Source organism: Parapedobacter sp. 2B3 (genome assembly GCF_041925275.1).
Taxonomy (GTDB): domain Bacteria; phylum Bacteroidota; class Bacteroidia; order Sphingobacteriales; family Sphingobacteriaceae; genus Parapedobacter; species Parapedobacter pyrenivorans_A.
Map to the genome: position 1 here is coordinate 154,135 of NZ_JBHEUZ010000005.1, position 26,416 is coordinate 180,550.

General features: G+C 50.9%; 17 protein-coding genes. 5 read left to right on the plus strand and 12 right to left on the minus strand.

Going from position 1 to position 26,416, the window contains the following annotated elements:
• Positions 1-3 precede the first annotated feature (3 nt).
• The 9 genes from ACEVG1_RS07830 to dxs all read right to left on the minus strand — a co-directional run bounded on the left by ACEVG1_RS07830 (position 4) and on the right by dxs (position 16,584).
• Complete coding sequence (locus tag ACEVG1_RS07830) at positions 4-1,401, minus strand: DUF1080 domain-containing protein (protein ID WP_374743073.1); 1,398 nt, start codon at positions 1,399-1,401, stop codon at positions 4-6.
• A 119-nt stretch (positions 1,402-1,520) separates the two neighbouring features.
• The gene (locus ACEVG1_RS07835) at positions 1,521-3,146 is read right to left on the minus strand and encodes a RagB/SusD family nutrient uptake outer membrane protein (RefSeq protein WP_374743074.1); all 1,626 of its coding nucleotides are present in this window, start codon (positions 3,144-3,146) and stop codon (positions 1,521-1,523) included.
• A 69-nt stretch (positions 3,147-3,215) separates the two neighbouring features.
• Entirely contained in the window at positions 3,216-6,413 is a 3,198-nt protein-coding gene (locus ACEVG1_RS07840) for a TonB-dependent receptor (protein ID WP_374743075.1), read from the minus strand.
• A gap of 185 nt (positions 6,414-6,598) precedes the next feature.
• A complete protein-coding gene (locus tag ACEVG1_RS07845) occupies positions 6,599-7,798 on the minus strand; it encodes a FecR family protein (protein WP_374743076.1) in 1,200 nt (399 codons plus the stop codon).
• Between the two features lie 102 nt (positions 7,799-7,900).
• Positions 7,901-8,488, minus strand: coding sequence for an RNA polymerase sigma-70 factor (locus ACEVG1_RS07850; protein WP_374743078.1), 588 nt, complete (start codon positions 8,486-8,488; stop codon positions 7,901-7,903).
• 150 nt (positions 8,489-8,638) lie between these two features.
• Positions 8,639-11,443, minus strand: coding sequence for an excinuclease ABC subunit UvrA (gene uvrA / locus ACEVG1_RS07855; RefSeq protein WP_374743079.1), 2,805 nt, complete (start codon positions 11,441-11,443; stop codon positions 8,639-8,641).
• 133 nt (positions 11,444-11,576) lie between these two features.
• A complete protein-coding gene (gene pafA, locus ACEVG1_RS07860; protein WP_374743080.1) occupies positions 11,577-13,226 on the minus strand; it encodes an alkaline phosphatase PafA in 1,650 nt (549 codons plus the stop codon).
• Between the two features lie 219 nt (positions 13,227-13,445).
• The gene (locus ACEVG1_RS07865; RefSeq protein WP_374743081.1) at positions 13,446-14,519 is read right to left on the minus strand and encodes an acyloxyacyl hydrolase; all 1,074 of its coding nucleotides are present in this window, start codon (positions 14,517-14,519) and stop codon (positions 13,446-13,448) included.
• Between the two features lie 136 nt (positions 14,520-14,655).
• Entirely contained in the window at positions 14,656-16,584 is a 1,929-nt protein-coding gene (gene dxs / locus ACEVG1_RS07870; protein WP_374743082.1) for a 1-deoxy-D-xylulose-5-phosphate synthase, read from the minus strand.
• 172 nt (positions 16,585-16,756) lie between these two features.
• Between dxs and ACEVG1_RS07875 the strand changes: the two genes are divergently transcribed.
• Entirely contained in the window at positions 16,757-17,509 is a 753-nt protein-coding gene (locus ACEVG1_RS07875; protein WP_374743084.1) for a ScpA family protein, read from the plus strand.
• 20 nt (positions 17,510-17,529) lie between these two features.
• On the opposite strand, the gene ACEVG1_RS07880 is transcribed toward ACEVG1_RS07875, so the two are convergent.
• The gene (locus ACEVG1_RS07880) at positions 17,530-18,255 is read right to left on the minus strand and encodes a sensor histidine kinase (RefSeq protein WP_374743085.1); all 726 of its coding nucleotides are present in this window, start codon (positions 18,253-18,255) and stop codon (positions 17,530-17,532) included.
• Positions 18,206-19,489, minus strand: coding sequence for a tetratricopeptide repeat protein (locus ACEVG1_RS07885; protein ID WP_374743086.1), 1,284 nt, complete (start codon positions 19,487-19,489; stop codon positions 18,206-18,208). The genes ACEVG1_RS07880 and ACEVG1_RS07885 overlap by 50 nt, the downstream gene beginning before the upstream one ends.
• Positions 19,490-19,571: 82 nt before the next feature.
• On the opposite strand from ACEVG1_RS07885, the gene ACEVG1_RS07890 reads away from it, so the two are divergent.
• From ACEVG1_RS07890 to ACEVG1_RS07905, 4 genes are all read left to right on the plus strand, one after another.
• On the plus strand, positions 19,572-20,201 hold the full coding sequence (locus ACEVG1_RS07890) for a response regulator (protein ID WP_374743087.1): 630 nt from the start codon (positions 19,572-19,574) through the stop codon (positions 20,199-20,201).
• Positions 20,202-20,340: 139 nt separating this feature from the next.
• A complete protein-coding gene (locus tag ACEVG1_RS07895) occupies positions 20,341-21,159 on the plus strand; it encodes a hypothetical protein (RefSeq protein ID WP_374743088.1) in 819 nt (272 codons plus the stop codon).
• Between the two features lie 31 nt (positions 21,160-21,190).
• Positions 21,191-22,966 carry a tetratricopeptide repeat protein gene (locus tag ACEVG1_RS07900; protein WP_374743089.1) on the plus strand — a complete coding sequence of 592 codons (1,776 nt, stop codon included), beginning with the start codon at positions 21,191-21,193 and terminating at the stop codon, positions 22,964-22,966.
• 48 nt (positions 22,967-23,014) lie between these two features.
• The gene (locus ACEVG1_RS07905) at positions 23,015-24,337 is read left to right on the plus strand and encodes a hypothetical protein (RefSeq protein ID WP_374743090.1); all 1,323 of its coding nucleotides are present in this window, start codon (positions 23,015-23,017) and stop codon (positions 24,335-24,337) included.
• A gap of 20 nt (positions 24,338-24,357) precedes the next feature.
• Here the strand turns inward: ACEVG1_RS07905 and ACEVG1_RS07910 are convergent, their stop codons facing one another.
• The gene (locus ACEVG1_RS07910) at positions 24,358-26,316 is read right to left on the minus strand and encodes a tetratricopeptide repeat protein (protein WP_374743091.1); all 1,959 of its coding nucleotides are present in this window, start codon (positions 26,314-26,316) and stop codon (positions 24,358-24,360) included.
• Between the last annotated feature and the right edge of the window lie 100 nt (positions 26,317-26,416).

Consider the following 26,416-nt stretch of genomic DNA (forward strand, 5'->3'; position numbering starts at 1 on the left):
GATTTAAAGTTCCTTGATTTTAATATTCCTGAAATACGCTGAATCACCGTGATCCTGAAGGAGGATATGGCCGGATCGTGCCTCCCCGAAATCAGGCACTTCGTGAAACTTGCTTTTCACGACCAGGGCTTTGAAGGCTGCTGATCCGCGGTCATACTCCACCACTTTGATGTGGTTGAGCCAATGCTCCACATGGTTTCCGTTTACGACAATCTTTGCCCTGTTCCATTTTCCCGGCTTGTTGATCCGCTTGCTTTTTCCCGGCTCACTTAAGTTTCCGGCTGTGATGAGGTCATAGAGCGATCCTGCCGTGCGGTTTCCGTCGATGCCGTTTTTGGCATCGGGATGCCGTTCGTCGTCGAGGATTTGATATTCCGGACCGAGGCCCGTTCCCGGCCGTTGCTCCCGGAGTTCCTCAACCACCAGGTATTTGATTCCGCTATTGCCCCCTTCGGTGATCAGGAAATCCAATTCCAGCTCAAAATTAGTAAATTCTCGATCGGTAATAATATCGCCGCCCTTATCGCGGTCCCCCTTTACCGAAGGCAGTACCTTCAACAGGCCATTTTCAATCTGCCATCCCGTGGGAGGGAAATCCTTGGCACTCGCCCGTCGCCATCCTGTCGTGGTTTTGCCGTCCCAAAGCAAGCGCCAGCCCTCATTGATCTGGCGGTCGGTCAGCTGGTTGACGAGGTAGTTTACTTCTTCCACATCGTTATCCGGTTTCCAACGTTCGGCGGCGAGGCCTTCGGTCTTGATCCGGATGTTGCGCCATTTGACCGTGAGTCCCTCTTGGCTTTTCTGTTTGATGCCATGCACCTGGAGGGCAATGAACCCTTCGGCTGTTAAATCGATGACCAAATCGGCACACTGCACGCCGTTTACCCACGTCCGGATGTTGTTGCCCACGGCTTCGATATGGTAGCGGTTCCATTCGCCGTTTTTAAACGCTTTTCTGCCTTTCTCGTTTATGGAGAGCGGATATAACCACCCTTGGCGGGCTTCGTCGTAAATACCGCCGCTCCACGCGCGTTCCGCCGGATCGATCTCCACTTGATAGCCGTGCACCCGACCGTTATCTACTTCGGGAAGGCTCTGGCTCCGGATCTGTATCCCGGAGTTGAGGCCGGCATCGATCATGACATCCATTTCGAGGATGAAGTCCGAATAGGTTTCTTTCGTGCAGAGAAACGTATTGGGGGTGTTCAGCTGCGAGATACCGGCAATGGCCCCATCACGTATTTCATACGTTGCCGTACCGTTTTTCTTCTCCCAGCCATCCAGGTTTTCGCCATTAAATAGCGCGTGCCACCCTTGTTGGGCAAACGTGGGTTGACAGCAGCATACAAAGATTACACTTACTAAGCCAACCAGAAATCCATCCATTTTTAATCGCATCATTCATCCATTTTAGTTTGTCGGCTTGCCCGACGGTAAACACAGCTTCGCCCGCTGGTGGGACCCATTGGGTTCCCACCAACCGGCGAAGCCGGCACGGGTATATTGATTTTATCTACGTGCTAATAGCCCAGATTCTGCGGAACGGTGTTCGATGAACGTTCAATCTGTGACAGGGGGATGGGCCGCAACAAATGGAAATCCTCGATCGTATTGGCTTCCGACGCCCGTTCATTGTACAGTTTCACCCGTTCGATCAGCTTGCCCGTCCGTTTTAGTTCGGTCCACCGGGGCTCTTCGCCGCAGAGCTCCCGCGCCCGCTCGTCAAGAATGTCGTCGATGGTTACCGAGGAGAGTTCCATCGCATCTTTCATCCCTGACGCACCGGCGCGACGGCGTACCGCGTTGATGTGTTCGAGGGCCTTGATGCCATTCCCGACCTTGAGATAAGCCTCTGCGGCAATGAGGTGTGTTTCGGCCAACCGGAATACAAACAGGTCGCGGGTGCCCTTGTCATCACCATACGGTAAGCCGGCCTCGAAAAATTTCCATATGGGCGGAAATTGGTTTTGCTTTGCTATGTTCATGTAATATTCGTCGTAGTTAACAACGGTGTAGTCCACTGCTGCCATGCGTTCGGAAGTCCAAGGCTCGCCCCATTTCGGGAAGAACAGGACGGTGTCGCCCACGTTTACGTTGCCTTGGGCTACGGTGGCGTAGAAAACCCGGAGAAATGTAACGTCATAGCGCGTATCCATGTCCGTATCGTACAAGCTAGCTAGGTACCTTGTGGGAACATAGTGCGGTTGTTGCCGGTTATAGGTGCTCGACCGATCCATGCCGATCAAGCCATCCACTCCCTGACCAAAGATTGCGTGGGCATCGTTGCCATCGCCGTTCAAGACCGTATTGGCGCTGTACTGTACCGCAAATACAATTTCATTGTTCTCTTCATTGCCCTGCCGGAAGACCTCACCGAAAGTGTCAAGCAATTGATACTGGTCCGAATTGATGACCTCGGCAGCTAGGCTCGCTGCTTTTGCGAAATCATCGGATCCGGCAAAATCGCGGTATCCCCGGGTAAGGTACACCTTGGCGAGCAGGTGTTGGGCCGCTCCTTTTGTCACCCGGCCATAGTCTGCCTGCGAAGGCGGTAAAACCGGAATCGCCTCTTCCAGATCGCTGATAATCTGTGCATAGACTTGCTCTTCGGGCATCCGTTCGGCGCTGGTGACCACCTCTGTAATTTCGTTGAGTACCAACGGGATGTCGCCAAATTGCTGCACCAGATAAAAATAATAAAGGGCCCTAAGGAACTTCACTTCAGAAACCCTGATCTTTTTCGTGTCTTCATTCATCGTTACTCCCGGGGCACGGTCAATGGCGGTATTGGTGCGTGCGATAGAAGTGTATAAAAACAACCAATAAACTCCTGAATTTCCATCCTGGGGATTGAGGGCCTGTGCCGAATATTCGTTCAATCCGAATAGCCCCCCTAATAGCGGATCGCCTTGCTGTGTAAAGACATCGGTACCCAGCAACGTCAATGCCCGGAGCTTATGGATTTCGCGCAAGGGGCTATAGGCAGATTTCACCAGGTCATCGTACCCTTGTTCGTCTACATAGTGATTGTCGGTGGTGCGGGCTGAGACGAGATCCTCCTCCAGCAAGCCACTGCATGAAACCGTACTTAAGATTACCCAGGCCATCAATGCAATGCCGGGTACGTTTTTTATAATCGCCTTCATATAGTTTTTTCTTTGACGGCTCGGTACGCAAGCGTACCGAGTCTGAATTATTCTTTAAATAGTGGGTTGTCAAAAAGATATGTTTGCCCCAAACAAATAGGTCGTTGAACTTACCCCCATATTGAATGTATTTTGCCCACTCCATTCGGGATCGAATCCCGCATAGTCTGTAAATATCAGCGGGTTGTTGGCCGTCAGGTACAACCGCAGGCCCGACATCTTCAACCGGGACAGGATGTTCGGCGAAAACGTATACCCCAATGTAATGTTCTGTACACGAACGAATGAGGCGTCTACATAGGCCTTCAGCTCCTCTCGTGCCCTGCCACCGGTATTGTTAGGGGCAGGCCACTCATTGGAAGGGTTGGTCTCCGTCCAGTAGTCTACGTTGAGCTTGTTGTACCGGCCGTTCCATTCCCTTGCGAAATTGGAGTGATGGAACGGGCTGTAAATCATGGATCCCTGCCGTGAATACAGCATGAAGGAGAAATCAATCCCTTTGTACGCAAAGGTGTTCGTCATGCCACCGATCCACTTGGGGAGCGGACTGCCGATAATCTGCTGATCCTCTGCATCAATCTTTCCATCGTTATTCAGGTCTTTTACTTTTACGTGACCGGGTTCGGCACCATACTTTGCAGCCTCTTCAGCCTCGTCGAGTTGCCAAATCCCATCAAATACTTCCGCGTAATGTACTTGTATGGGTTGGCCGATGAACCACCGGTTTCCGAGGTCATCCTTATTGTCGCCATAGAGTTCGACGATTTCGTTATGGTTTTTGGCAAATGTAAGGGTCGTTTTCCATGTGAAATTGCCACTATGGATGTTTACGGTATTGAGCGCCACTTCTATCCCCCTATTGGCTGTGGAGCCTACATTGGCCGTAATCGAGCCAAAACCGGTGTGCTGGGGGAGTGCCCGACTAAGGATTAGGTCCTCGGTCTTCCTGCTATAAATATCCACCGACCCGGAAATCCGGTTCTTGAAAAGCCCGAAATCGATGCCGAGGTTGACCTCCTTGCTTTTTTCCCAGCCCAACGCTCTGTTGGCAATGGCACCGGGGGCAAAACCAATTGCGGCATTGCCGCCCCAGTCGTATAGGGTCTGTGCAATCGAAGCCTGGGTAGAGTAGGGAGCCACCGCGTCATTGCCCACCACCCCGTAGCTCACACGGAGCTTGAGGTTGGAAAGTGCTTTTGCCTCCCGAAGGAAATCCTCTTCACTCACCCGCCACGCGATAGCCGCCGAAGGAAAGAAAGCCCATTGGTGCCCCGTCGCCAACTTGGAAGAACCATCCGCCCTTCCGGTCAATGTCAATTGGTACTTGTCGTTAAAGGAGTAGTTGAACCTCCCCATATAAGAAAGCAAGGCCCATTCGCTCAGGTAGCTAGACACCCCTTCGATATTGCCGGCAGATCCTGTATTATACCAAAAAGAATCGTACGGCAGATCCAAGACGTCTTGTGCCGCACCTTCGCCGCGGCTAGACACGACACTGTTGGCCAGTACGCCACTGAAGGAATGGGCGTTGACCGTTTTATTGTAAGAAAGTACATTGTCTAGTGTGTAGGAGAAATTCAGCTGGTTACTATATCCGCCGCTTCCGTTCCGGGTTCCCGTATTCGCTTTTGAATACTTGCCAGCAAAATTCCCGTCGCGCACACTTGCGAAGTAAGGTGAAATGGTCGACCGGAACGACAGCCCATCCAATAGGTTCAATTCTACGAATAAGTTGCCGAATACCCGGAAATTTCTCGTTTCATTTTTGACGTTCAGGGGATCGAAAAGAGCGTTTGGGGTTTGACTGTCACTCGTGGTGGGCCAGAAAAGCAGCTCACCGTTCTCGTCATAGGCATCGCCCGTGGGCCGCAGCCGATAAGCACTCCGCAGGGCCTCGTTTGATCCTTGGTCTTGTACCCCATAGGAAACATACGTCGACGTACCAGCATTGATCCAACTGTTTATTTTACCCTCGATATTCGACTTCAACGTAAAGCGGCTGAACTCTTCGGCAGGAACGTTCCCCTCTTCCTTCAGGTAACCGGCAGAAAAGAAATGCCTCGAATTTTCACCGCCCCCCGAAAGCGACACGTTATGGCTCGACTGCATGCCATTCTGAAGCAACAGGTCTATCCAGTCCGTGTACGTTCCATTCGCGATGTTTTGCTGTTCCTTTTCATCGAAATAGCGATTACCGCCATTTTTTAAAATCTCATTGAAATTCGCGACAAACTGAGGGCCGTCCATCATATCCGGCAAGTTGGTGGGCGTCTTCATGCCAACATAGCCGTCATAGGCAATCCGATTCTTCCCAGGCGTGCCTTGTCGGGTGGTCACGATGATTACCCCATTCGATCCACGCGAACCGTAGATGGCTGTCGCGGAAGCATCCTTTAACACATCAATTTTTTCGATATCAGCCGGATTCAATGAATTCAACGCCCCGCCCATCACCCCGTCGATGACTACGAGTGGCGCATTGCCCTTGCCGATGGAACTCAGTCCGCGCACCTCGATGCTATAATCGTCACCGGGCTTTCCGTTGACTTTAAGTAAATTAACACCGGCCACCTGCCCTTGTATGGCTCCGGCCGCCTGTATGTTGGCCGTGCGTACGATGGCATCGCGATCGACAGATCCGATAGCCCCGGTTACGTCGCTCTTTTTTACGCTCCCATAACCGATGACCACGACCTCATCGAGGTCACTGAGGGAGGGCACCAAGGAAACTACGAGCGTGTTTGAACTGCCAATGGGGCGTTCTTGCAAATCGAATCCCACTAGCGTGAATACCAACGTAGTCGCTTCCGGCGGGACCTGTAAAGAGAATTGCCCCGCCACATTTGTGGTGGTGCCGATAGACATGTCTTTTACCGTAACGGTGACCCCCTCCAACGGTTGGCCCTCGTTGTCCGTAACCTTGCCCGAGATTTCCCGTTGCTGTATCTCTTCAACGACCGGCTTTATCATTTCATGTTTTCGCCGTACAAGCACGGTCGAGTTTTCAATTTCATAGGTAAGTGGTTGACCGGAAAAGCAGGCTTCGAGCACCTCGTTCAGCGGTGCATCCTTGAAATTCAGGTCTACAGCGTTTGTTCCCTGCAGGTGTGCACTGTTGTAGAGGAAGTCATAGCCGGTTTGCCGTTGGATCTGTTCCAACACGTTCGCAATGGATGCTTTCTGGACATGGATAGTCACTTTCTGCGCATAGCCCATCGCCCCAGCCTGTAGGAACGTCACGGTCAACAATAAGGTGACAAGTTTCATGGTCAGCAACAATTTGAACACATATCGCCGGGGAAGGCGAAATACAATAGAATTTTTATACATTTGACAAAATGTTTGGTAAATAACTGATTGTTTCTTAACTGAATTGGGTCAATGCCAACATTTTACGCCGGGTGCGCCGCGAACGCTTCCGGCTTTTTTATGGTCATTGCATATACGTAATGCTACTTCATGATGACCACCCTCCTTTCCTTGATTTCAACGTGTATGGGGGCGAGTTTTTCCAGATGATTGAAGAGCTGCGCCACATTTTTTGATCGCTGAAACGTACCTGAGAACCGCTCATTAAACGCTCCTTGGTACTCAACGGCTTCAATATCGTACCAACGCGATATCTTATAGATAATCTCTTCGATGGGGTCTTCGTCAAACCGGAAGTAACCGTCTTTCCACGCGACCGCCGCCCATACATCTGCTGTTGACTGTCGAATGGCGCCTGTCACTCCATCCACTACGGCCTGCTGGTTGGGTTTCAATGTAACGGTATTTCCATTCTTGGAAACATTCACCGCCCCTTCCACCAACGTCGTCGTTGTTCTCGGCTCATCAGCGTATGCAGAAACATTGAAGTGCGTACCCAACACTTGTATAACGCTTCCGTTCGCTTCTACTTTGAAGGGCCTCGAAACATCCGGAGCGACCTCAAAATAGGCTTCCCCACTGAGCGACACGTTACGTTCATTACCGGTGAAAACCACTGGATACCGTATCGACGACGCCGTATTCAGCCACACCTTCGTACCATCGGGCAGCAGAATGCGGTAGCTGCTGCCCTTCGGCGTGCTGAATGTATTGTAACTGGGTTGCCCTTCGGCGACGTCGGCTTGCTTCGCTTCATAAAAAATGCTCCCGTCATCGGCCTTCCTGATCTCAACGCCAAGCTCCTGTGCTAAAATGCCAGCCGACGAGTCGTTCAATACAATGGTACGGCCATCTGCAAGGGTGAGCGTCGCCTCGTTATACTCGGGCAGCGTAATGTCATTTTCCGTTTCAGAAACGATGGCGGATGCATCGAAATCTGCTACCCCGGTAGTGTATAACCAAATGCCGATTGAAGTAACGGCTACCAGAAGTGCCGCGACCCTTAGCCAGGGGGCGATGCTTAACTTACGTGGAGGTGGTTGGTTGGCCGGCGTTTGCCGTTGGTGTATTTCAGCTATTAGCTGATTATACACGTCGGTCTTCCTACCTAGATCAAACGGCGAAGCTTTTGAAGGACTCACCTGCAGCACTTGATCGATAGCACCGGATATGACCGATGGGCCCCCTTCATCCAAATAAGCCAATAACTCCTCACAATCCGCCCGGGTGATGGTGTTCTCAAAATAGTGCGTCAGCAACTGTTGCAAACGGGTGTTGTCCATGTATCTAGTTATAATCGGGCGCCCCGAAGGGCCGCTTACATATATAGAACACAAAAAGGCAGGGGTAGGACTAGTGCGGCCGTTGTTTTTTTTGGAAAAACTTTACGATGCCACTTGGCTTAGGAAAATCAACGCCAATACATAGTTGTAACCGGATTGCTGGAGGGTACTTTTCAGGGTTTTTAGCGCTTGTACCATGTGGTTTTTTACGGTATTGGGCGAAAGGCCGAGCCGCTGGGCAATTTCATTGTGTGTAAGCCCTTCTTCCCTGCTTAGCTTAAATATCAGTTGCTGTTGCTTAGGAAGGCGCGAAATAAGTCGCTGCGCATGACGTTCCAATTCATCGGCCATGAGTTGTTCTTCCGATAGATTGCCTGCGATTTCCATATTCCGCATCAGCTGCTCGAACAACACCGCGGATTTGCGAACTTCCCTTAACTTGTTTAGACATAGCCGCTTGGTTAACACATACAAATAGAGCCAGATATTACCTTGCTCGTCCAAGCCCTCTCGATTTAGCCACAGTTTCAAAAACACATCTTGTACGATCTCCTCGCTCCAAGCCGTGTCTTTTAAAAAACGGAAAGCCAACTGGTATACTTGCCCGCTATGGAAATCATAGACTCCGCCGAAGGCGACTTCGTCGCCGGCAATCAAACGCCGGATAGTCGAGGAATCAACGGAAGACATTTTGTAAGTATAAGTTTATAACTGTCTAATGAACTACAAACCTACTACAAAATTGCAACAAAAAGAACTGTCTTTACTAATGTCTCGTGTTTTGGTCGCCGAGAACGTACCCTATTCTTATGGGTATCACCATATAATTTAAACTATGGGTTAGGGACGGTCGGCCATGTATGTTTTCAAAAACCGGGCTGTATGCGAATCGGCATTGGCAACCATCTGTTCCGGCGTGCCTTCAAAGATCAATTCACCGCCTTTTTCTCCGCCTTCAGGACCAATATCAATAATCCAGTCAGCGCTTTTGATCATGTCCATATTGTGCTCGATGACCAGGATGCTGTTCCCTTGGGCGATCAGCGCGTCGAACGACTTCAACAGCTTCTTGATGTCGTGGAAATGCAGTCCGGTGGTGGGCTCGTCAAAGATGAATAAGGTGCTTTTATTGGTGTTTCCCTTGATGAGGAACGATGCCAGCTTGATACGTTGTGCCTCGCCGCCGGACAAGGTGCTCGATGATTGGCCTAGTTTGACGTAACCCAACCCCACGTCAGCCAACGGCTGTAGCTTCGCCATGATTTTCGGCTGGTCGGCAAAGATTGCCAACGCCTCATCCACGCTGAGGCCGAGGATATCCGAAACGTTCTTCTCTTTCCATGTGACGTCCAGCACATGCGGTTTAAACCGCTTGCCCCCACATGCCTCACAAGGTAGCACGATATCGGCCATAAATTGCATCTCGATCTTCACCTCCCCTTCACCCTGGCACACGTCGCAGCGCCCCCCCTCTACATTGAACGAAAAGGCGGCTGGCTTCAATCCTGCCGCCTTTGCGGCGGACTGCGCGCTGTAGAGGGCACGAATTTCGTCCCACGCCTTCACGTAGGTTACCGGGTTGGAACGCGATGAACGCCCAATCGGATTTTGGTCTACCAACTCAACCTGCTCGATTCGCTGGATGTCGCCATCGATCCCATCGTACAGCCCCGTTTGCTCGCCCGAATAGTTTCCCAGGGCCTTCTGCAATGCCGGGTAAAGGATCCGCTTCACGAGCGAGGTCTTCCCCGATCCGGAAACACCGGTTACCACGGTAAACACATTGAGCGGGAAGCGAACATCAATGCCTTGGAGGTTATTCTCACGCGCGCCTCTTATTGCAATCGCGTCGTGCCACTTACGTCTATTGGCGGGCACCGGAATCTGTTCCCTTCCGCTTAGATACCTGCCGGTCAGGCTGTTCTCATCACGCAAAATGTCGGCATAGTCACCGGCAAAAACCAGCTGTCCCCCGTTTACACCGGCTTCGGGCCCGATGTCGATTAGGTAATCTGCCGCCTGCATCATCTCCTGTTCATGCTCCACTACCAACACCGTGTTACCTACGTTACGCAACGATTTCAACACACCGATGAGGCGTTGCGTATCACGGGGGTGTAGTCCGATACTTGGCTCATCCAGCACGTAGATAGACCCCACCAATGAACTGCCTAGCGACGTCGCCAGGTTGATACGTTGTGATTCGCCCCCTGATAGCGTGTTCGATAGCCGGTTCAGGGTCAGGTAGCTAAGCCCCACGTCCGTAAGGAACTGCAGGCGATTGTTGATTTCCATAAGGAGCCGTTTGGCAATCTTCGCTTCGTTCTCGCTTAGTTCGAGTTGCTGGAAAAACGCGAGGGCCACGTCCAACGGCATCAACACAACATCCGAGATGGATTTTCCGTTTATCTTCACGTACGTCGCATCTTTGCGAAGGCGGGTGCCGTGGCACTCCGGACAGTTGGTCTTCCCCCGGTAACGGGAAAGCATCACCCGGTATTGGATTTTATAGGTTTGCTCTTCCAGTTCGATAAAAAACTTGTTCAGCCCCTGGAAATGGCTATTACCCGTCCATAGCAATTCTTTCTGCGCCGAAGTGAGGTCGGCATAAGCACGATGTATGGGAAAATCGAACTTCGCAGAGTTGCGGATAAGCTGCTGTAGCCATTCGCCCATTTTTTCACCGCGCCAAGGCGCGATGGCACCATCGTATACGGACCGGCTTTTATCGGGAACCACCAAGTCCGGATCGATGCCGATGACCCGCCCGTATCCTTCACAGCGTTGGCAGGCACCGTAGGGATTATTGAAGCTGAAAAAGTTGGGAATGGGCTCTTCAAATGTGATGCCGTCCAGCGCAAACCGGTCCGAAAACGTATGCACCGTCCCGTTCTCTTCGACATAGCAGTCGCCCTTGCCTTCGAAAAATGCCGTCTGCACGGAATCCGCTATCCGATTCACCGTATCTTCCTCGCCATCTACCGCAATCCGGTCGATCACGATAAGGAGGTCATCCGTTTTGGTGGCCTTGTTTTCAATGGCCGCATCTTCGAGCAACGATTCGATCTTCTGCAACGCCCCTTGATGGATAACCCGTACAAACCCTTTCTGCAGCAGGATGGCCAGCTCTTCTTTCAGCTTGCGGTTATTGGTAGGATGCAGGGGAGTGCTGATGGTTGCAGCGGTGCCCTGCGGCAAGGCGGTCACGAAATTGGTCACCGACGTAACGGTATCTTTCTTCACTTCCTCACCCGATATGGGTGAATACGTTCGCCCGATGCGGGCATAGAGGAGCTTCAGGTAATCGTATATTTCCGTGGATGTCCCCACCGTAGAGCGGGGGTTGCTCGTGATAACACGTTGCTCGATAGCAATGGCAGGGGCAATGCCTTTGATATAATCGACCTCCGGCTTGCTCATCCGGCCCATGAACTGGCGGGCGTAGGCCGAGAGACTCTCCACATACCTACGTTGGCCTTCCGCATACAGCGTATCGAAAGCCAGTGACGACTTACCCGATCCCGACATGCCAGTGATAACCACCAGCTTGTTTTTCGGGATAGCCACGTCCACATCTTTGAGGTTATGGACACGTGCGCCTTTGATGACGATGTGGGTTTTGGGATCGAGCGTTGCTATATTCATATGCATAAATCGCCCCGTAGATACCGATTCGGGGTCTACAAAAGTACGGATAATTTTTTTAGTATCAAGATTGAAACAACAATGGCAACCCATGCAAAAAGCCGGGTTGCCACGGTTTGACCGTTAGGCCATGTTAGCGCCCCAATACTTCTTGCACAGGCTGGCCAATATTCCCATTCGGTTCCTCGATATGGAGCAACGCCGCAATGGTTGGTGCAATATCGGTCATATGTGTCTCCCGGTTGGTAGTGCCATGTTTGATGCCCCAGCCCATCATCACGAAAGGGATATGGGCATCATATGACGCCCAAGTGCCGTGGGTCGTACCCCGCGAGCGCGGTGATCCACTGTACCACTGCGGCTCCAAAATAACCTGGATGCAACCGCTTCGTTTGGGGTTGTATCCATTCACAATACGTTCCCTTATGCGTTCGGGTATACTGGATGTGCTGGCCTTTTCCATATCGGTTACGAACGCGACGCCCTCCAATGTACGTAGGAACTTGACGGCCCGCTCTTTAATATCGTCTTCATCGAGGTTATTGGCATGGATAGTTTCGTAGTTGAGGTGTACCTGGTAGTTCATCAGGCTACGCACAATCTTCTCTTGCCCAAATTCCTTTTCCAACAACTCATTAAGTCCCGAAAGCGCATTCCGCTCGTCAAAATAGCCGGCGTTGCCGCGTTTATCCATAAAAAAAAGGGGGTTATGGGAAGCGCCGTGATCGGCGGTGATGAACAAGGTGTATTCACCTGCCCCTACCTGGCTATCCAGGTACTTGAAAAATGCTTCCAATTCTTTATCGAGCCGCAAATAAGTGTCTTCGATCTCAATGGCATTGACCGAAAACTGGTGGCCTACATAGTCGGTAGACGACAGACTTACGCACAGGAAATCCGTAACCCCGTCCGTATTGTGCCCCAATTGTTCATTGCTAATGGCGGCCTTTGCCAAATCCAGCGTAAGCGTATTGCCAAACGGGGTGGCGCGTATCATACCCAAACCGTTGTCTTTAACCAAGGTTCCCAGTTTCTTGGGGAATACGGGGGCTTCCTCACCCCGGTAGGTCGCCTCATAAGCATTGTCGTCGGCAATGCTTTGCACATACGTATCGATGGGATAAAGCGTATTCCAGTCTTGCTGCAGGTATTTCTCCGCCAACTTCTGCGTATTGAACTGCTTTACCCAATCTGGCAGTTCCTGCATGTAGAAACTACTCGATACCCAGTCGCCCGAATTGCCTTCGAACCAATAGGCAGCATCCGCGAAATGCCCGGCGGGAAGGATACCACCCCGGTCTTTGATGGCTATGCCGATCACCTTCGAGCGAAAGTTGGTAGCGAGTTTGAGTTGGTCGGTGATGGTGGAGGCCAACAGGTTGCGGGGCGACTGTTTACCCGCATCTGAATCCGTGCCTACCCCGTCCACGTCGTCATCCTGCGTGCAATACATACGCTGGCCCGTTTGCTGGATAATGAAGTCGTTGCCTGCGATGCCGTGTATAGCAGGTACGCTGCCCGTGTATACGGTGCTGTGGCCAATTGCGGTATAGGTAGGGACGTAGGGTATATAGGTGTTCTCACAGGAAAAGCCCTCACCCAACAAACGCTTGAACCCGCCTTCCCCATAGCGGTCATAAAACCGGTACAGGTAGTCCCACCGCATCTGGTCTACCATCAGCCCAACGACCAATTTTGGCCGTTCAACGCGTTCCTGTGCGCAGACAGGGCCCACCAATAGGCCAACCGCTAGCACCGCTAAAAATTGTTTCTTTAATTTCATCCGCTTATTTTTTGTTCTTTGTCGTCAGATGGAGCCTTTAATGGTTAAAATAATCATTGCCTTGTGTGCTTACTAATTATTTTAACCATGTAGGGTTCATCTTGTTGTATCTTATTGAGATTGGACACCCATGATTCGGCGGGTATTGGGCGGCTAATTTAATAATTCCAATTGCGAAATCGCAAGGGGGATGTAACAAGCTTGTTGCGTTCCTGCACATCAGATGCGCAGGATCAGCCCCCAATTTGCGTAGTCTGCCTGCACGCCGTGCAGGTTCAGGGTGGTTTGTATGCCAATGTGAGGGGTAAAGTAATACCGGGCGCCCGCTACCCAATACCATTTGACGTTGTGGTAGTTGCGATAATGCAGGTACTTGCCATACATGGCATTGATGACCATACGGCCCATCGTGAAATCGGCGCCCGCAGCTACGCCCCATCGGATTGGGTCTAACGACGACCCGTAATATTGGAAGGTCTCGTCAAACCGATCGGGGTCAAACACGGTATGGTAGTAGACCATATGTGAGCCTGCCTTGAGGCTGATTGCCCGGTTGAGGTAAAAATTGTAGCCGGCATACGCCCCCGAGCGGAAGAATTTCCCGTGCCGATCGCGGTAGCGCCCGCGCACACCGGCCCCAAACCATAATTCGGCGCTGTTGCCTTCTATGTGGGGGTAATTTTCAAGTTCGTCGGTAAGTGCTTGTGCCCGGCCAAGTGCTGTCTTTATACCAATAGACCCCGTAACCGTATTCCAACCACCATTCGGCACCACCACACCACCATTGGAATAATGCTGGATATGTCCGCCCGCCACCAGGCTGGTGCTCCGGCTCACGGGAACTTCAACGCTTACCTCTGCAGTTACCATCAAGTTTAGGTGGCTACCAATGGTTGACGTGGCTGGCTGCGTAAAAATATTCTCCGTGATGTACGCCAAACCGAGGCCCGGTGTGACCAGCAGCCTTGCATTACCTAATTTCAAAAGTTGCAGGTCGACCTCCGCCAATGCCCCGAAGGCCTGCCCTCCGGAATACGCTACGCCGTCCACAACTTCTTCCATATCGTTCAGGTTGTGCCATGTAGCTCCGAAAGACACGTTTTTCGCGTTCAGTACACGTACCCATTCCTTGCCACTATGTGCCACATTTTTATCGTAGCTGATATGCAGGCCATATAAGTAGTTTTCCTTCCGGTTGGGGTTGTCCGAATTGACGTCCACACCGTATTGTGCTTTTACGGAGATGGCATGCTTAGCGCCGTCCAGCTGGGCCCTTGTTATGGCAGGATGCATTAGGGCAAACAAGAAAAACCCGAGTAGGATGGTTGATTGGGATCTCGATACAGTAAAACGGTAAATCATTGGAAAACAAGTTTGCAAACGCTATCGAATCAATGCATTCGCAAACTTAACTATTTGCCGGCAATTTTTATCCGGCCAAGCTATCGGTTTTTCGGCTTACGGCTATTTTCCGTACCGCTTCCACGATGGCGGGAGCGTCATAGTTGCACTGTGCCCACAGTTCGCGCTGTTCGCCATGTTCGACCACCTTATCCGGTATGCCGAGCCGCACAACGGTAGCCTGGTAACCGTGTTCGGCCATAAACTCCAAGACCGCGCTGCCCATGCCGCCCTGTATGCAGCCATCTTCAACGGTAATGATTTTTTTGAATTTACCGAAGACTTCGTGCAGCAATGCCTCATCCAGCGGTTTTACGAAGCGCAGGTCATAATGGGCCGGGAATATCCCTTCTTCATTAAGTGTCATCCGTGCGTTGACCGCCTCATTGCCAATATGCCCGATAGTCAACAAAGCAAGCTCCTCGCCATCGCATAGTTTACGGCCTTCTCCCACTTTGATTGGCTGGAACGCCCGCCGCCAGTCGGGCATAACGCCCTGTCCGCGTGGATACCGGATCACAAACGGGCCCATACCCTCCTGCTGTGCCGTATACATCAGGTTACGCAACTCCTCCTCGTTCATCGGCGCAGACACGGTAAGATTAGGGATACAGCGCATGTAGGCCAGGTCGTAAGCTCCATGGTGCGTGGGCCCATCGGCACCGGCTATGCCGGCACGGTCGAGGCAGAATACCACGTGCAGGTTTTGGATGGCCACGTCGTGAATAACCTGGTCATAGGCCCGCTGCATGAAGCTCGAATAGATGTTGCAAAAAGGCACCATCCCCTGGGTAGCCAATCCGGCAGAAAACGTAACGGCATGCTGCTCGGCAATACCGACATCAAACGCCCGGCTGGGCATGGCCTTCATCATGATGTTCATGGATGAGCCCGACGGCATGGCGGGCGTAATACCCATGATGCGGTCGTTTTTCTCGGCAAGTTCCACGAGCGTATGCCCAAATACTTCCTGGTATTTCGGGGCTACGGGCTTATCACTTTTCGCTTTTTTTATCTCACCCGTGATTTTATCAAACAGGCCCGGCGCGTGCCAGGTTGTCTGATCCTTTTCAGCCAGTGCATACCCTTTCCCCTTCACGGTGATGCAATGCAGCAACTTGGGCCCCGGGATGCCCCGAAGGTCATCCAGCGTGTTGACCAGCCGCTTCACATCATGCCCATCCACCGGACCGAAATAACGGAAATTGAGTGACTCGAAAAGGTTACTGTTTTTGAGCAACGTTCCTTTGATACTCTTCTCTATTTTTTTGGCGACACCCAGCGCATCCGGTCCGAGTTCCGAGATCTTCGTCAATACGTGTACGATATCGTCCCTAAACCGGTTCCACGGCCGCGACGTGGTAATACTGGTGAGGTATTCCTTCAGCGCGCCCACATTCGGGTCTATGGACATGCAGTTGTCGTTGAGGATGACCAACAGATTGGACTTTTCGATGCCCGCATGGTTGAGCGCCTCAAACGCCATGCCCGCGGTCATAGCCCCATCGCCGATTACAGCGACGTGCTGGCGATCCGTCTCTCCTTTATAATTTGACGCCACTGCCATCCCCAATGCTGCGGAAATAGACGTAGACGAGTGGCCCACGCCGAATGCGTCGTACGCACTCTCACCACGTTTCGGAAATCCGCTGATGCCTTCCAACACACGGTTTGTGTGGAATTCGTCGCGCCTGCCGGTAAGGATCTTATGCCCGTACGCCTGGTGTCCCACATCCCATACCAATTGGTCATAGGGCGTATTCAGCACATAATGCAGGGCCACGGTCAACTCCACGACACCCAAGCTCGCCGCGAAATGCCCTCCATGCACCGATACGGTATCGATGATGTATTGGCGCAGCTCGCCGCATACCTTTACCAGCTCAGCTTGGCTCAGTAGCTTTAAGTCCGCAGGCGTATTTATTTTCTTCAGCAGTTCTCCGGCGTCAATCTCCATAATGTCCGGTTTGGAAAATCGATACAAAGTAACTAATAATTATTGATATCGGGCGTTCCGAATTTCGTACGGATTTACTACCTGAATTTATAAAGATGAACAACACCGCAGGCATATTGTTTAGCAACCCGCCGCCGTTAAATATCCCGACGAAATAGTACCTTTGACCTCAATGCAGTCCGATGGATATGAAATAAAACTACCTCAGTTTGAAGGCCCGTTTGATTTGTTGCTGTTTTTCATCGAACGTGACGAATTGAATATCCACGATATCCCCATTGCCAAAATCACTACCGACTTTCTCGACTACCTCTTGCGGGCGCAGGCACTCAATATGGAGCTGGCGAGCGAATTTATATTCGTGGCTGCCACGCTGATGCGTATCAAAGCCAAGATGCTTTTGCCCCGGCCGGAGCTCGATGAAGCCGGAAACGAGATAGACCCCAAACAGGATCTGATACAGAAATTGGTCCTGTACAAACAATTCAAGGAGGTATCGGAGCAATTACGGGCGCTTGAAGAGGCCCGGCACCTGCGGGCCAAGCGGGGGAACATCCTTGCCGATTTACATAGGGCGGGCGACTATGCCGAACAGGGCGACGAACTTACCACCGTTGATCTCTACAAGCTCATGCTGGTCTATGAGCGGGCAATGCACCGCTATACCTCACGCAGCAACGAAGTTCGCCATACCGTGGTGAAATACCCGTACACCATCGAACAGCAGAAGAAGGCCATCGCCTCATTGCTAGCCATTAATGAAAAGTTGGATTTCAACGCGGTTGTGAAACACTCCGAAAACAAAGTCCAATTCGTATACAACTTCTTGGCCATTCTGGAGATGCTACAGCAACAATTGCTCGAATTACAGAGCGGGCTTGGGTTCAACAACTTCTGGATCTCCGCACGACAAGCCCGTCCCTGAAAGGCAAGTAATGCATATCATCAGGCGGGAATATGAATGGCCACCAGTGTTCCCCGTCCGGGAGCTGTATCCATCTCAACGGTTCCGTTAAGTAAAGCGATACGTGAAAAAATGCTTTTCAGGCCGATGCCTTCCCCTCCGGCGATCTGGGCCGTTTCGAAACCGATGCCGTTATCCTCGATCGTCGCATCGATGCCGTCGTTGTCGCGCACCAATTGGATGCTGAGTTTAGTGGCTTGGGCGTGTTTGATTACATTCGTGACGGTTTCCTGAATGACCCGGTACAGCACGGTTTCAGTCTGTTCGTCCAGCCGTTCGGCTAATCCCACTACGTCCAGCTGGATTTTCAGCTGCTTACCCTCGATTTTTTCGAGGAACTCTTTGATAGACGACGCCAAACCCGCTTTCAAAAGCGCATTGGGCATCATCTGATGGGAGATGCTCCGCATTTCATCATAGCCCTCACTTACTAGTGCCGTGGCTCGTTCAAGTAGGGGGCGAAAGGAAGTGGATACGCTGGTATCGTTGGCAACCTCATGGAGACTGAGCAGGGCCGCAGACATCAGCTGGCCCACCCCGTCGTGCAGGTCGGTTGCGATGCGGCGGCGCTCCCGTTCTTCCGCTTGCAGTACATCCCTGGCTGCTTGCTGCTGCTGCTCGCTGAGCCGTTTTTGCAGACGGGCCTCGGTTTGGAGCTTACGCTTGTTTTGAACAAAGTAAATGAGGCCGGCCAATGCCGATAGCAATACGATGGCTGCTATGAGGAGCCCCCCCCCGTTGGCGTAACCGGAGCTTTTGCAGCGCCGTCTGCTGGTGGAGGATTTCGATCTGCTGTTCTTTTTTCCCGGTTTCGTATTGCGCCGCCAGTTCATCGATCAGTTTTTCCCGGTCGGACTGTGCAATCGAATCGCTGTATACTTTGTGCTTGTACAGATACGTATATGCGGAATCATACTGTTGGCTACGTGCATAGAAACCGGAGAGACTTTCTAGCGCTTCTTGATGTTGCTTGGTATTATCGATGTCGATTGCGGTTTGGAGTGCTTTTTTGATCCAACGTTCAGCCCCGCGGATGTCTCCCGCTTTTTCATATGCTTCACCCAAGTAGTTGTAGGTATAGGCAATTTCATTGGTTTCCTGCATGGCTTCACGCATGGCGATACTCTTTTTGAGGTAGTGGATGGCGCTATCGGCATCGCCTTTGTACAGGTAGGTTGAACCGATATCGTTGTAAAAAAACGCTTCTTCGGAACGGTCGCCAGCTTCGATGACGGTTTGAAGCCCCCGTTTATGCGCGGCCAAGGCCGCGTCGTAATGCCCAAGCCGCATGTTTACAATACCGATATTACCAAGGCTCAGCGCAATCGAAACCGCATTGCCGTCCAGCTGCCGCCAGTGTAATGCTTTTTGGTGATATTCGAGTGCCTTTTCATAGTCCTCTATGTCTACATAAAGGATCGCAAGCTGGTTGTAGCCGTTTCCTATATTTGCCGTATCACGGGTTTGCTCGGCGAGTTTTAACCCCTTCATCCCGTATTCCATGGCTTTTCCACGTTCAAGGAGCCTGCGGTACAACCACCCGGCGTGCAGGTAGGCTCTTATCGACACGGGTTGGGGGGGTTCTTTTTCAAACAGGGAAATAGCGGCCAAAATGGCCGCCTCAGCGTCCTTGATGCTGCCGTGTGCCTCTTCACAATGTGACCGCAGGTAAAGCGAAACCGCCTCTCCGTGTACATAGGCCTGTCGGCGTGCCAATTGCCGCGCAAGTACCAATACGCTATCGGCTAGGGTACCATCAATCTCCAGCACCTGGTGGGCGAATGCGTTGAGGCTGTCAACTTTGTCACGTCCCTCCTGTTCAGCATCGGCTATACGGCTAAACGCCTGCCATAGGGTGTCTTGTTGAGCGAACGATGGCGGGAGTATCGCGAAAAGCAAATATCCAATAAAAGCGAAAAGAAGGAGGGGATAGCGATCCATAAAGGTTAGTTATTAAGCGGCACTAATTTATCTCAATTTTTTCTTACTTTTAACCCCAATAAACTCAAAATTCGGCAGCTTCATGCGCTCCAAGATTTTGTTGGTAGATGACCACGTCATCCTGATTGATGGCCTTACGTCGTTGCTTCAGTCCAAGCCGGATGTCGAGGTGGCTGCCGTAACGTCTTCGGCCAATTTTGCGCTCGCCTATCTGACCAAAGAGCCTTTCGATCTACTCATTACCGACTATTCCATGCCCGATATGGACGGGCTCACGTTGGTTCAACGTGCTAAAGCGTTGAGACCCCTGTTGAAAATCATCGTACTGACCATGCACGATGAGACACCCATCATTCGTAGTGTAATGGCCGCAGGCGTAGACGCCTACGTACTCAAAAAATATGCCCGGCAAGAACTCTTTCATGCCATTGATGCGGTCGTTTCCGGGCGTCAGTATTGGAGCCAAGAGGTAACCAAAGCATTGCTGCATGCGCACAACATTGATACCGGCAATATTGCTGTAGATCTTACCGACCGCGAATTGGAGGTACTAAGGCTGATCGTACAGGAACAGACCAGCAAGCAGATCGCAGACCAGCTATTTATCAGTGATCGTACCGTCGAAACGCATCGCAAAAATCTCCTGCGGAAGACGGGCAGCAACAATACCATTGGCCTGATAAAGTATGCCTACCAACACAAGCTATTGTAACGAAAGAACATCTTCTATAGCTACAAAGCTACATTTTCTCCGTCCGCTTCCTGTCCGTATTTCCACGGATAATAAATCCGTATAATTAGGGATAACCAACCCAACCCCGACAAACGATCTTGGCTGAAATTTTTTAGCTATGATGAAAGATAAAATAGAGAGAATCAAAGCCACTAAACCATTGATGGCCCTCGCCGCTGCATGCCTTTTGACAACCGTCTGCCACGCACAATCGTTCGAAGCGCTTCGCGACAACAAAGGAAAAAACCCGTTTACCGACCGCTGGGGAGCGCTGGTGGTTCGTGGCACGCACCTGTCGGGCAAGTACACGGAGGGACTTACCGCTGCAACAATCAACGTGATGCTGCGAAGTTACCGCTACCATAAATGGGGCGGGCATTACCGTTTCGAAAACATGTTGTTGGGGGATGGACTTTATACCATCGTAAGGGGTTTCAAACGGGCAAACGAGGGCAAAACAAGGGTAACGACAGACCGTTCCGAACAAACCATCAGCAGCGGCTGGGTAGGCGCACATCAATTCAACGTCAATGCTGTGGCCCAAAGCAGGTTGCTGGTGGCGCCAGGCATCAGCGTTGGAGACTATACGATTGCCACTAAACGGGCTACCAACGGTCAGACCGGTTCACAGGTCACCGATCCGGCGGGCTATTATTTCTATGCCGGGCCGTCTGTAAAGACCAGCTTGTTGCTTACGGATAAGATTTGGCTGGATGGTTTTGTCAATTACGACTTTACGCTGGTCAAAGTGGCCAACCCGACAAAAGATTATACCGAGAATCCAGATTACCCTTTGCCTACGTTGCTTACCATCGGTGTAGAGGTTTCTACGACCCAACGGCTCTATGGTGCGTTTCGGTATATGGGTATGTTGGACGCCGGCAGCAATAAAGATAAAGGTAACAGGATTGACCTATCCTTCGGTTATATACTTTGACAAACTGATTTCCATTGTTGTTGCGGCAAAAATGAGAGCAATATTTACGACATTACTGATTCTTTCCGTGCAAGCAGCTTTTGCACAGCAGCGCTATATCAAGCACTACCAGGATGCGAACGGGAAATATGGCTATAAAAACGAGCAAGGCCAGATCGTCGTGGAACCCAAATACGATTACGCACAAATTTACCCAACCTGTGGGCTCGCGCTTGTGAATATTGGCGGTACAAAAGCCGGCTTTGGTTATGAAGGCGGTAATTGGTCATATATAGACAGCACAGGCCAGGAAGTAATCAAGCTCGGAAGTGAATTTTATAAAGCAACCGTTTTCGAAGGCGACAAAGCACTTCTTGTCAAAGATAAAGCGAAGACAATTCATTGCTATATAAATAAAAAGGGTCAAATCATTACCCAAACCGGAAAGCAAAACTACACCAACGGTGCCACCTACAATGGCGAACTGACAGCGGACCTGTCGCCCGGTGGGAACACAGCCCAATACGGCTTACGCCACGGAAAGGGAACCATCGCCTGGACAAATGGCGACAGATACGAAGGAGATTGGAATTTCGGCCAACGGCATGGGGCAGGCAGATACACCTATGCCAACGGAAACGTGGAAGAAGGACAATTTGTAAACAACGTTTTTCAGGGTGGTAGCAGCACTTCCGTAGCTGTAAACAACAGCAACGGACCGGACAATAAGGAAAGAGCGGATGCCATTTTCAAACGTGGCGTTGACAACTTAAGGGCAGGAAATTTTGATGACGCCATCCGTGATTACACCGAATACCTGGCCATCAGCCGAAACAGCGCAGCGTACCTCAACCGTGGCCTGTCTTATAAAGAAAAAAGATCGAGGGAGCCCGCAAGGAGCTATCAGGAAGAAGCCAGAATCTACGCCGGCCTGAAACCAGATGAAGCACCGCCGAAAAGCGAAAACAGCACACATGCCATTGCCGATTTTAGCGAGGTCATACGTTTGGATCCCACGAATTACATAGCCTATTATTCCCGTGCAGAGGTTTACAGGATGGAAAATGATTGGGGGCCTGCCATGAAAGACTATCAGAAAGTGACCGCGTTAAACCCGGATTACCAGAAATACCCGTCCCTTAAAAACCTAACAGAGACCATTATCAGGAACAGGAATCAGTATGCGCCCGATTTGCAGCTCCTTGCACTGGATATCGGTGTTTCCATCGCCAACTCAAAGCATTACGAGGCTACCGCTGAGGGGGAAGCACTTGCCAAATCCCAAAAGAAAACGGCAGAAAACGAAGTCATTTATAAGGGACTCATGACCAAAGCCGCCCGGACATTCAGCCCGATGGATTGGTACACCTATAATGGCCGCGGAGGTTGCTATAAAGCGATTAAAAACTGGGATGCCGCCATCGCCGACTATACAGAAGCCCTCCAGTTGAAACCCGATGAAATTTATACACTGGAGGCGCTTGCTGCCTGTTATAACGAGTCCGGACAGTTCCAAAAAGCGATTTCGACATACGACCACATCCTCACCATGCCGCTGCCCGATAGTGAAAAAAGCAAAAAGCACCCGGCTCACATAGGGCGAGCAGCGGTACTTGGAAAACTGGGTAAACTGGATGAAGCAATAGCGGAGCTGGACAACGTGATAACGGCCAACCCCGAGCACTACGCCGCGCATTTTGACCGCGGACTGCTTTATGCCAAAAAAGGTAATAAGGAGCTTGCCCGAGCAGATCTTACGAAAGCCGCCGAAACGCCTAACCTAAGCTTTGTTGCCCGGGAGCAAATAGCGCTGCTGGACGGGAAGTAAGAACCTTGGGCAAGAAATAAAAGAACAGTCACTTTTAACGAAATGAATATGAAGACCTATTATATCCTATTTGCTTGCCTGATCGGGCTGGCAGGTTGCAGCAAGAAAACCGGTAATCCCGAGGACGATGACAGCCCGGGAAAAAAGGGAGATACATTTTTTTACTACGATGTGAAAGACGGTACGCAGAATGTACTCGGCGGTGGCTCGTTGATGGACAACGGCACGGTATATTGGTTTGGCAATTATGTATCAGCCATGCGGAATGACAGCACATTGCTGTTTGCATACCGCTATACCGCGCCCGGTAACCGGGCGATTACCTACGATGGTGTGGTCGCCGACGGACAGGGAGGCATCTACGCGGCGGCACGTGTGGATTATTACGTGGTGCTGGCAAAGTTTGACCGCTCGGGCAGCGTGGTCTGGAGCAAAGCGTTCGACAGGGCAAAAGACCCGGTGTACAACGGGGGTGCCTACGACCACGAAACACCCAACATCTCCAACGTTTACAACGGCCGGTTGGTGCACTGCTCGGGCGCGGTGGTGTCGCTGGTAACCACCGACGGGCAGTTGCTGTGGCAACGCAAAGCAAGCAGTGGCGGCGCTTCCCAAGCCATACTGCTCGATGGTGGTATCCTCGTTGTTGGCAAAAGGGAGGCAACAAACGTGCTGACCATCAAAAAACTCGACTGGGAGGGCAACTTGCTTTGGAGCAAAGAAGCTGCGGAAGGCCCCCGTTCCGATTTTGCTTTTGGTGAGCCTTTCAGCCTGGACGCCAGGCAGGCACTGTTGCCCTATGTGAGGCTAGAGAGTCCGTCAGGGGCAAAAATCAGGGGCATATGGAAGATAGACAGTGAGGGCAATATCCTATTCAACAAAACCTACAATGGTCCGAATGTCGTGCCTGCCCACGCATCGCATTCCATCCGCCCGATAGCGGTTGGGCGTGCCGGAAACGGCAAACTTTGGGCGCATGTACCGGGTTGGATTTACACCAATGGGGGACAGTACGAACCCTGGGAATACGGAATGTACATTGATGCGGAAGCCAATCCAGAAACCCCGCTTGCAGGCAACTTTTTTTATACCAAAGGGCTAGCACGCAACAGCTACGTCAGCGAACAGTCCCGGGTGATTGCATTCGTGGAAGGCACGCTGCTTGCCGGAAGCTTGAAAGCCGCCTGTGCAGTGCAGCAAAGCGACAGGCCAACGAAGGTAGACGTCGCAACGCCCACGCCCGATATCCGTGCCATGCAAACCTATAGCGGTACGATAGACAGTTACAACGGTACATTGCAGCCGCTCGATTTACTGAAAACATCGGTTCAGGCGTCTCTAAGGAGCTTGGGAGTATGTGAATGGCGATGAGGGGTGTTTTTAAAGTACATTCAAGCGGGGATAAAGATAACGACCACCGTTCCCCTTCCCATAGCGGTATCTACTTCCACACTTCCCTGCAACAGGGCAACACGCGACCGGATGTTCTTCAGCCCGATGCCAGCTACTTCATCGAGCCGTGACGCGTCGAAGCCCACCCCGTTGTCTTCTATCGTCACCGATACCCCTTCGTCGTCTTTCATCAGCTGAATGGTCAACCGAGATGCGCGCGCGTGTTTGACAACGTTATTCACGGCCTCCTGCACCGCGCGGTACAGCACGGTTTCCAATTGCTGATCCAGCCGGTCGGCCAAGCCGGATACACTGAGGTGCACTTTAATGTCCTTGCCGTCTATGGCATCCAGGAATTCCTTGATGGAGGTTGCCAGGCCCGCTTTCAGCAAGGCATTGGGCATCATTTGGTGGGAGATGCTGCGCATCTCTTGGTAGCTGTCTTTCACTAAACCTAACGCATTATCCATCACCTGTGGCTCAGGCGTTTTTCCGTCGGTGATGCTTTTGTACAGGTAATTGAGGTTGAGTAGCGCGGCAGATAGGGTTTGCCCTACGCCGTCGTGCAGATCGCTGGCGATACGGCGGCGCTCGCGTTCTTCGGCGTTCAGCACATCGCGCGTGGCTTTTTCCTGTTGTGTGTTTATTTCCTGTTGTAAGCGCGCCTCCGCTTTCAATCGACGCTGTTTGAAAACGAAAAAGACCAAGATGCCCCCACTCACCAATACCACCATAGCGGCCAGCAGCAGTAGGCCTCGTTGTCGCAGCCGTAACTTTTGGATAGCCGTTTCCTGGTTAAGGATTTCGATTTGTTGCTCTTTTTTCTCTGTTTGATATTTCGTTTCCAACTCGTTGCTCACTTCGATTACTTTGTTGTCCAGTTCGGCCGATTGGCTTTGTTTATAAAGATTCATATAGTGGAATACACTATCGACTTCACCCAACCCTGCATAAGATTCGATTAACTGGTAGTAAATTAGCGTTATTTTCTCGGCACCTCCGGTTTGTTGGAAATAGTTTAAGCTGGTCAAAAGCAACGATTTTGATTTGCTGAAGTTACGCAGTTTAGCGTAATTTATGGCTAAGGTAACATTGCTGCTCGCCACGTCGGAATCCAATTTCTCTCGGGTACGGATTACCAATGATTTTTGGATATAGTCGACGGCTCGTTTGTTTTGCCCAAGATCCGTATAGATTTGTCCCAAATTGTTGTATGCAGATGCTTCGGCAGAAAAACTCTGCCCTTTTTTTGCGATGGCAATGGTTTTCTCGTAACTGTCTTGCGCTTTAGCAGTATCTAACAATGCGTAATAGACGTTGCCCATCGAGAGCGTTACGTTTGCAAGGGGTGCGTATAAGCTCTGTCGTTGGAAATAAATTTCTGCCTTCTTCAGGTAGCTTAGCGCTTTGGGATAATTACGCAGCGACGTGTATACGACGGCGATGTTACTATGTAGATTGGCAACTACATATTCGTTTTGGGTGTTTTCGTAATAATGTAGCGCTTCTAGGTAAAATGACATCGCCTTTTCCAACTCGGCTTTTTTAAAATAATTATTCCCAATCTTGAAGTTGAGAGACGCGATGCCTTCCTCGTCATTTTCTTTCTTCCGTATGTCAAGCGATTGATTATATAATTCGAGTGATTTATCTATTTCTCCTTTTATAAAATAAATCGCGCCCAAATCGCTTAAAGACTGGGCAATCAGTTTTCGATCGTGGATTTCACGGGCTATTCTTAGCGCCTCGTCGCCATATCGAAGGGCTGAATCGAGTGATACAGAATTATAGTACCACGATAGATCTCCATACACCTTGGCTTTTTGAACCTTGGTTAAATCGTTCTCAAGTTCCTTTTTCAAGCTATCGATCCGCTGCCCCGCGGAGGATTGTGCACCGCAGGGAAACGTTAAACTGCTAACGAATAACACAAGGAGAATTGCGCGAGAGGTTTTCATATTCGTTCGGGAGTTGGTTGTAGTCATAATTTAGTTGAATGTTGAAATAAAAGTCGCAAAAAAATTTAACTTTGCTTCTAAACTAAATTTTTTTGTGCCC

Bases quoted from the DNA above. Each gene is read 5' to 3' on its own strand.
- ACEVG1_RS07850 (WP_374743078.1), bottom strand. From the start codon at position 8,488: ATGTCTTCCGTTGATTCCTCGACTATCCGGCGTTTGATTGCCGGCGAC.
- ACEVG1_RS07900 (WP_374743089.1), top strand. From the start codon at position 21,191: ATGAGAGCAATATTTACGACATTACTGATTCTTTCCGTGCAAGCAGCT.
- pafA (WP_374743080.1), bottom strand. From the start codon at position 13,226: ATGAAATTAAAGAAACAATTTTTAGCGGTGCTAGCGGTTGGCCTATTG.
- ACEVG1_RS07885 (WP_374743086.1), bottom strand. From the start codon at position 19,489: ATGGATCGCTATCCCCTCCTTCTTTTCGCTTTTATTGGATATTTGCTT.
- ACEVG1_RS07875 (WP_374743084.1), top strand. From the start codon at position 16,757: ATGCAGTCCGATGGATATGAAATAAAACTACCTCAGTTTGAAGGCCCG.
- ACEVG1_RS07910 (WP_374743091.1), bottom strand. From the start codon at position 26,316: ATGAAAACCTCTCGCGCAATTCTCCTTGTGTTATTCGTTAGCAGTTTA.
- ACEVG1_RS07840 (WP_374743075.1), bottom strand. From the start codon at position 6,413: ATGAAACTTGTCACCTTATTGTTGACCGTGACGTTCCTACAGGCTGGG.
- ACEVG1_RS07830 (WP_374743073.1), bottom strand. From the start codon at position 1,401: ATGATGCGATTAAAAATGGATGGATTTCTGGTTGGCTTAGTAAGTGTA.
- ACEVG1_RS07845 (WP_374743076.1), bottom strand. From the start codon at position 7,798: ATGGACAACACCCGTTTGCAACAGTTGCTGACGCACTATTTTGAGAAC.
- ACEVG1_RS07905 (WP_374743090.1), top strand. From the start codon at position 23,015: ATGAAGACCTATTATATCCTATTTGCTTGCCTGATCGGGCTGGCAGGT.
- ACEVG1_RS07835 (WP_374743074.1), bottom strand. From the start codon at position 3,146: ATGAAGGCGATTATAAAAAACGTACCCGGCATTGCATTGATGGCCTGG.
- uvrA (WP_374743079.1), bottom strand. From the start codon at position 11,443: ATGAATATAGCAACGCTCGATCCCAAAACCCACATCGTCATCAAAGGC.
- dxs (WP_374743082.1), bottom strand. From the start codon at position 16,584: ATGGAGATTGACGCCGGAGAACTGCTGAAGAAAATAAATACGCCTGCG.
- ACEVG1_RS07890 (WP_374743087.1), top strand. From the start codon at position 19,572: ATGCGCTCCAAGATTTTGTTGGTAGATGACCACGTCATCCTGATTGAT.
- ACEVG1_RS07865 (WP_374743081.1), bottom strand. From the start codon at position 14,519: ATGCATCCTGCCATAACAAGGGCCCAGCTGGACGGCGCTAAGCATGCC.
- ACEVG1_RS07895 (WP_374743088.1), top strand. From the start codon at position 20,341: ATGATGAAAGATAAAATAGAGAGAATCAAAGCCACTAAACCATTGATG.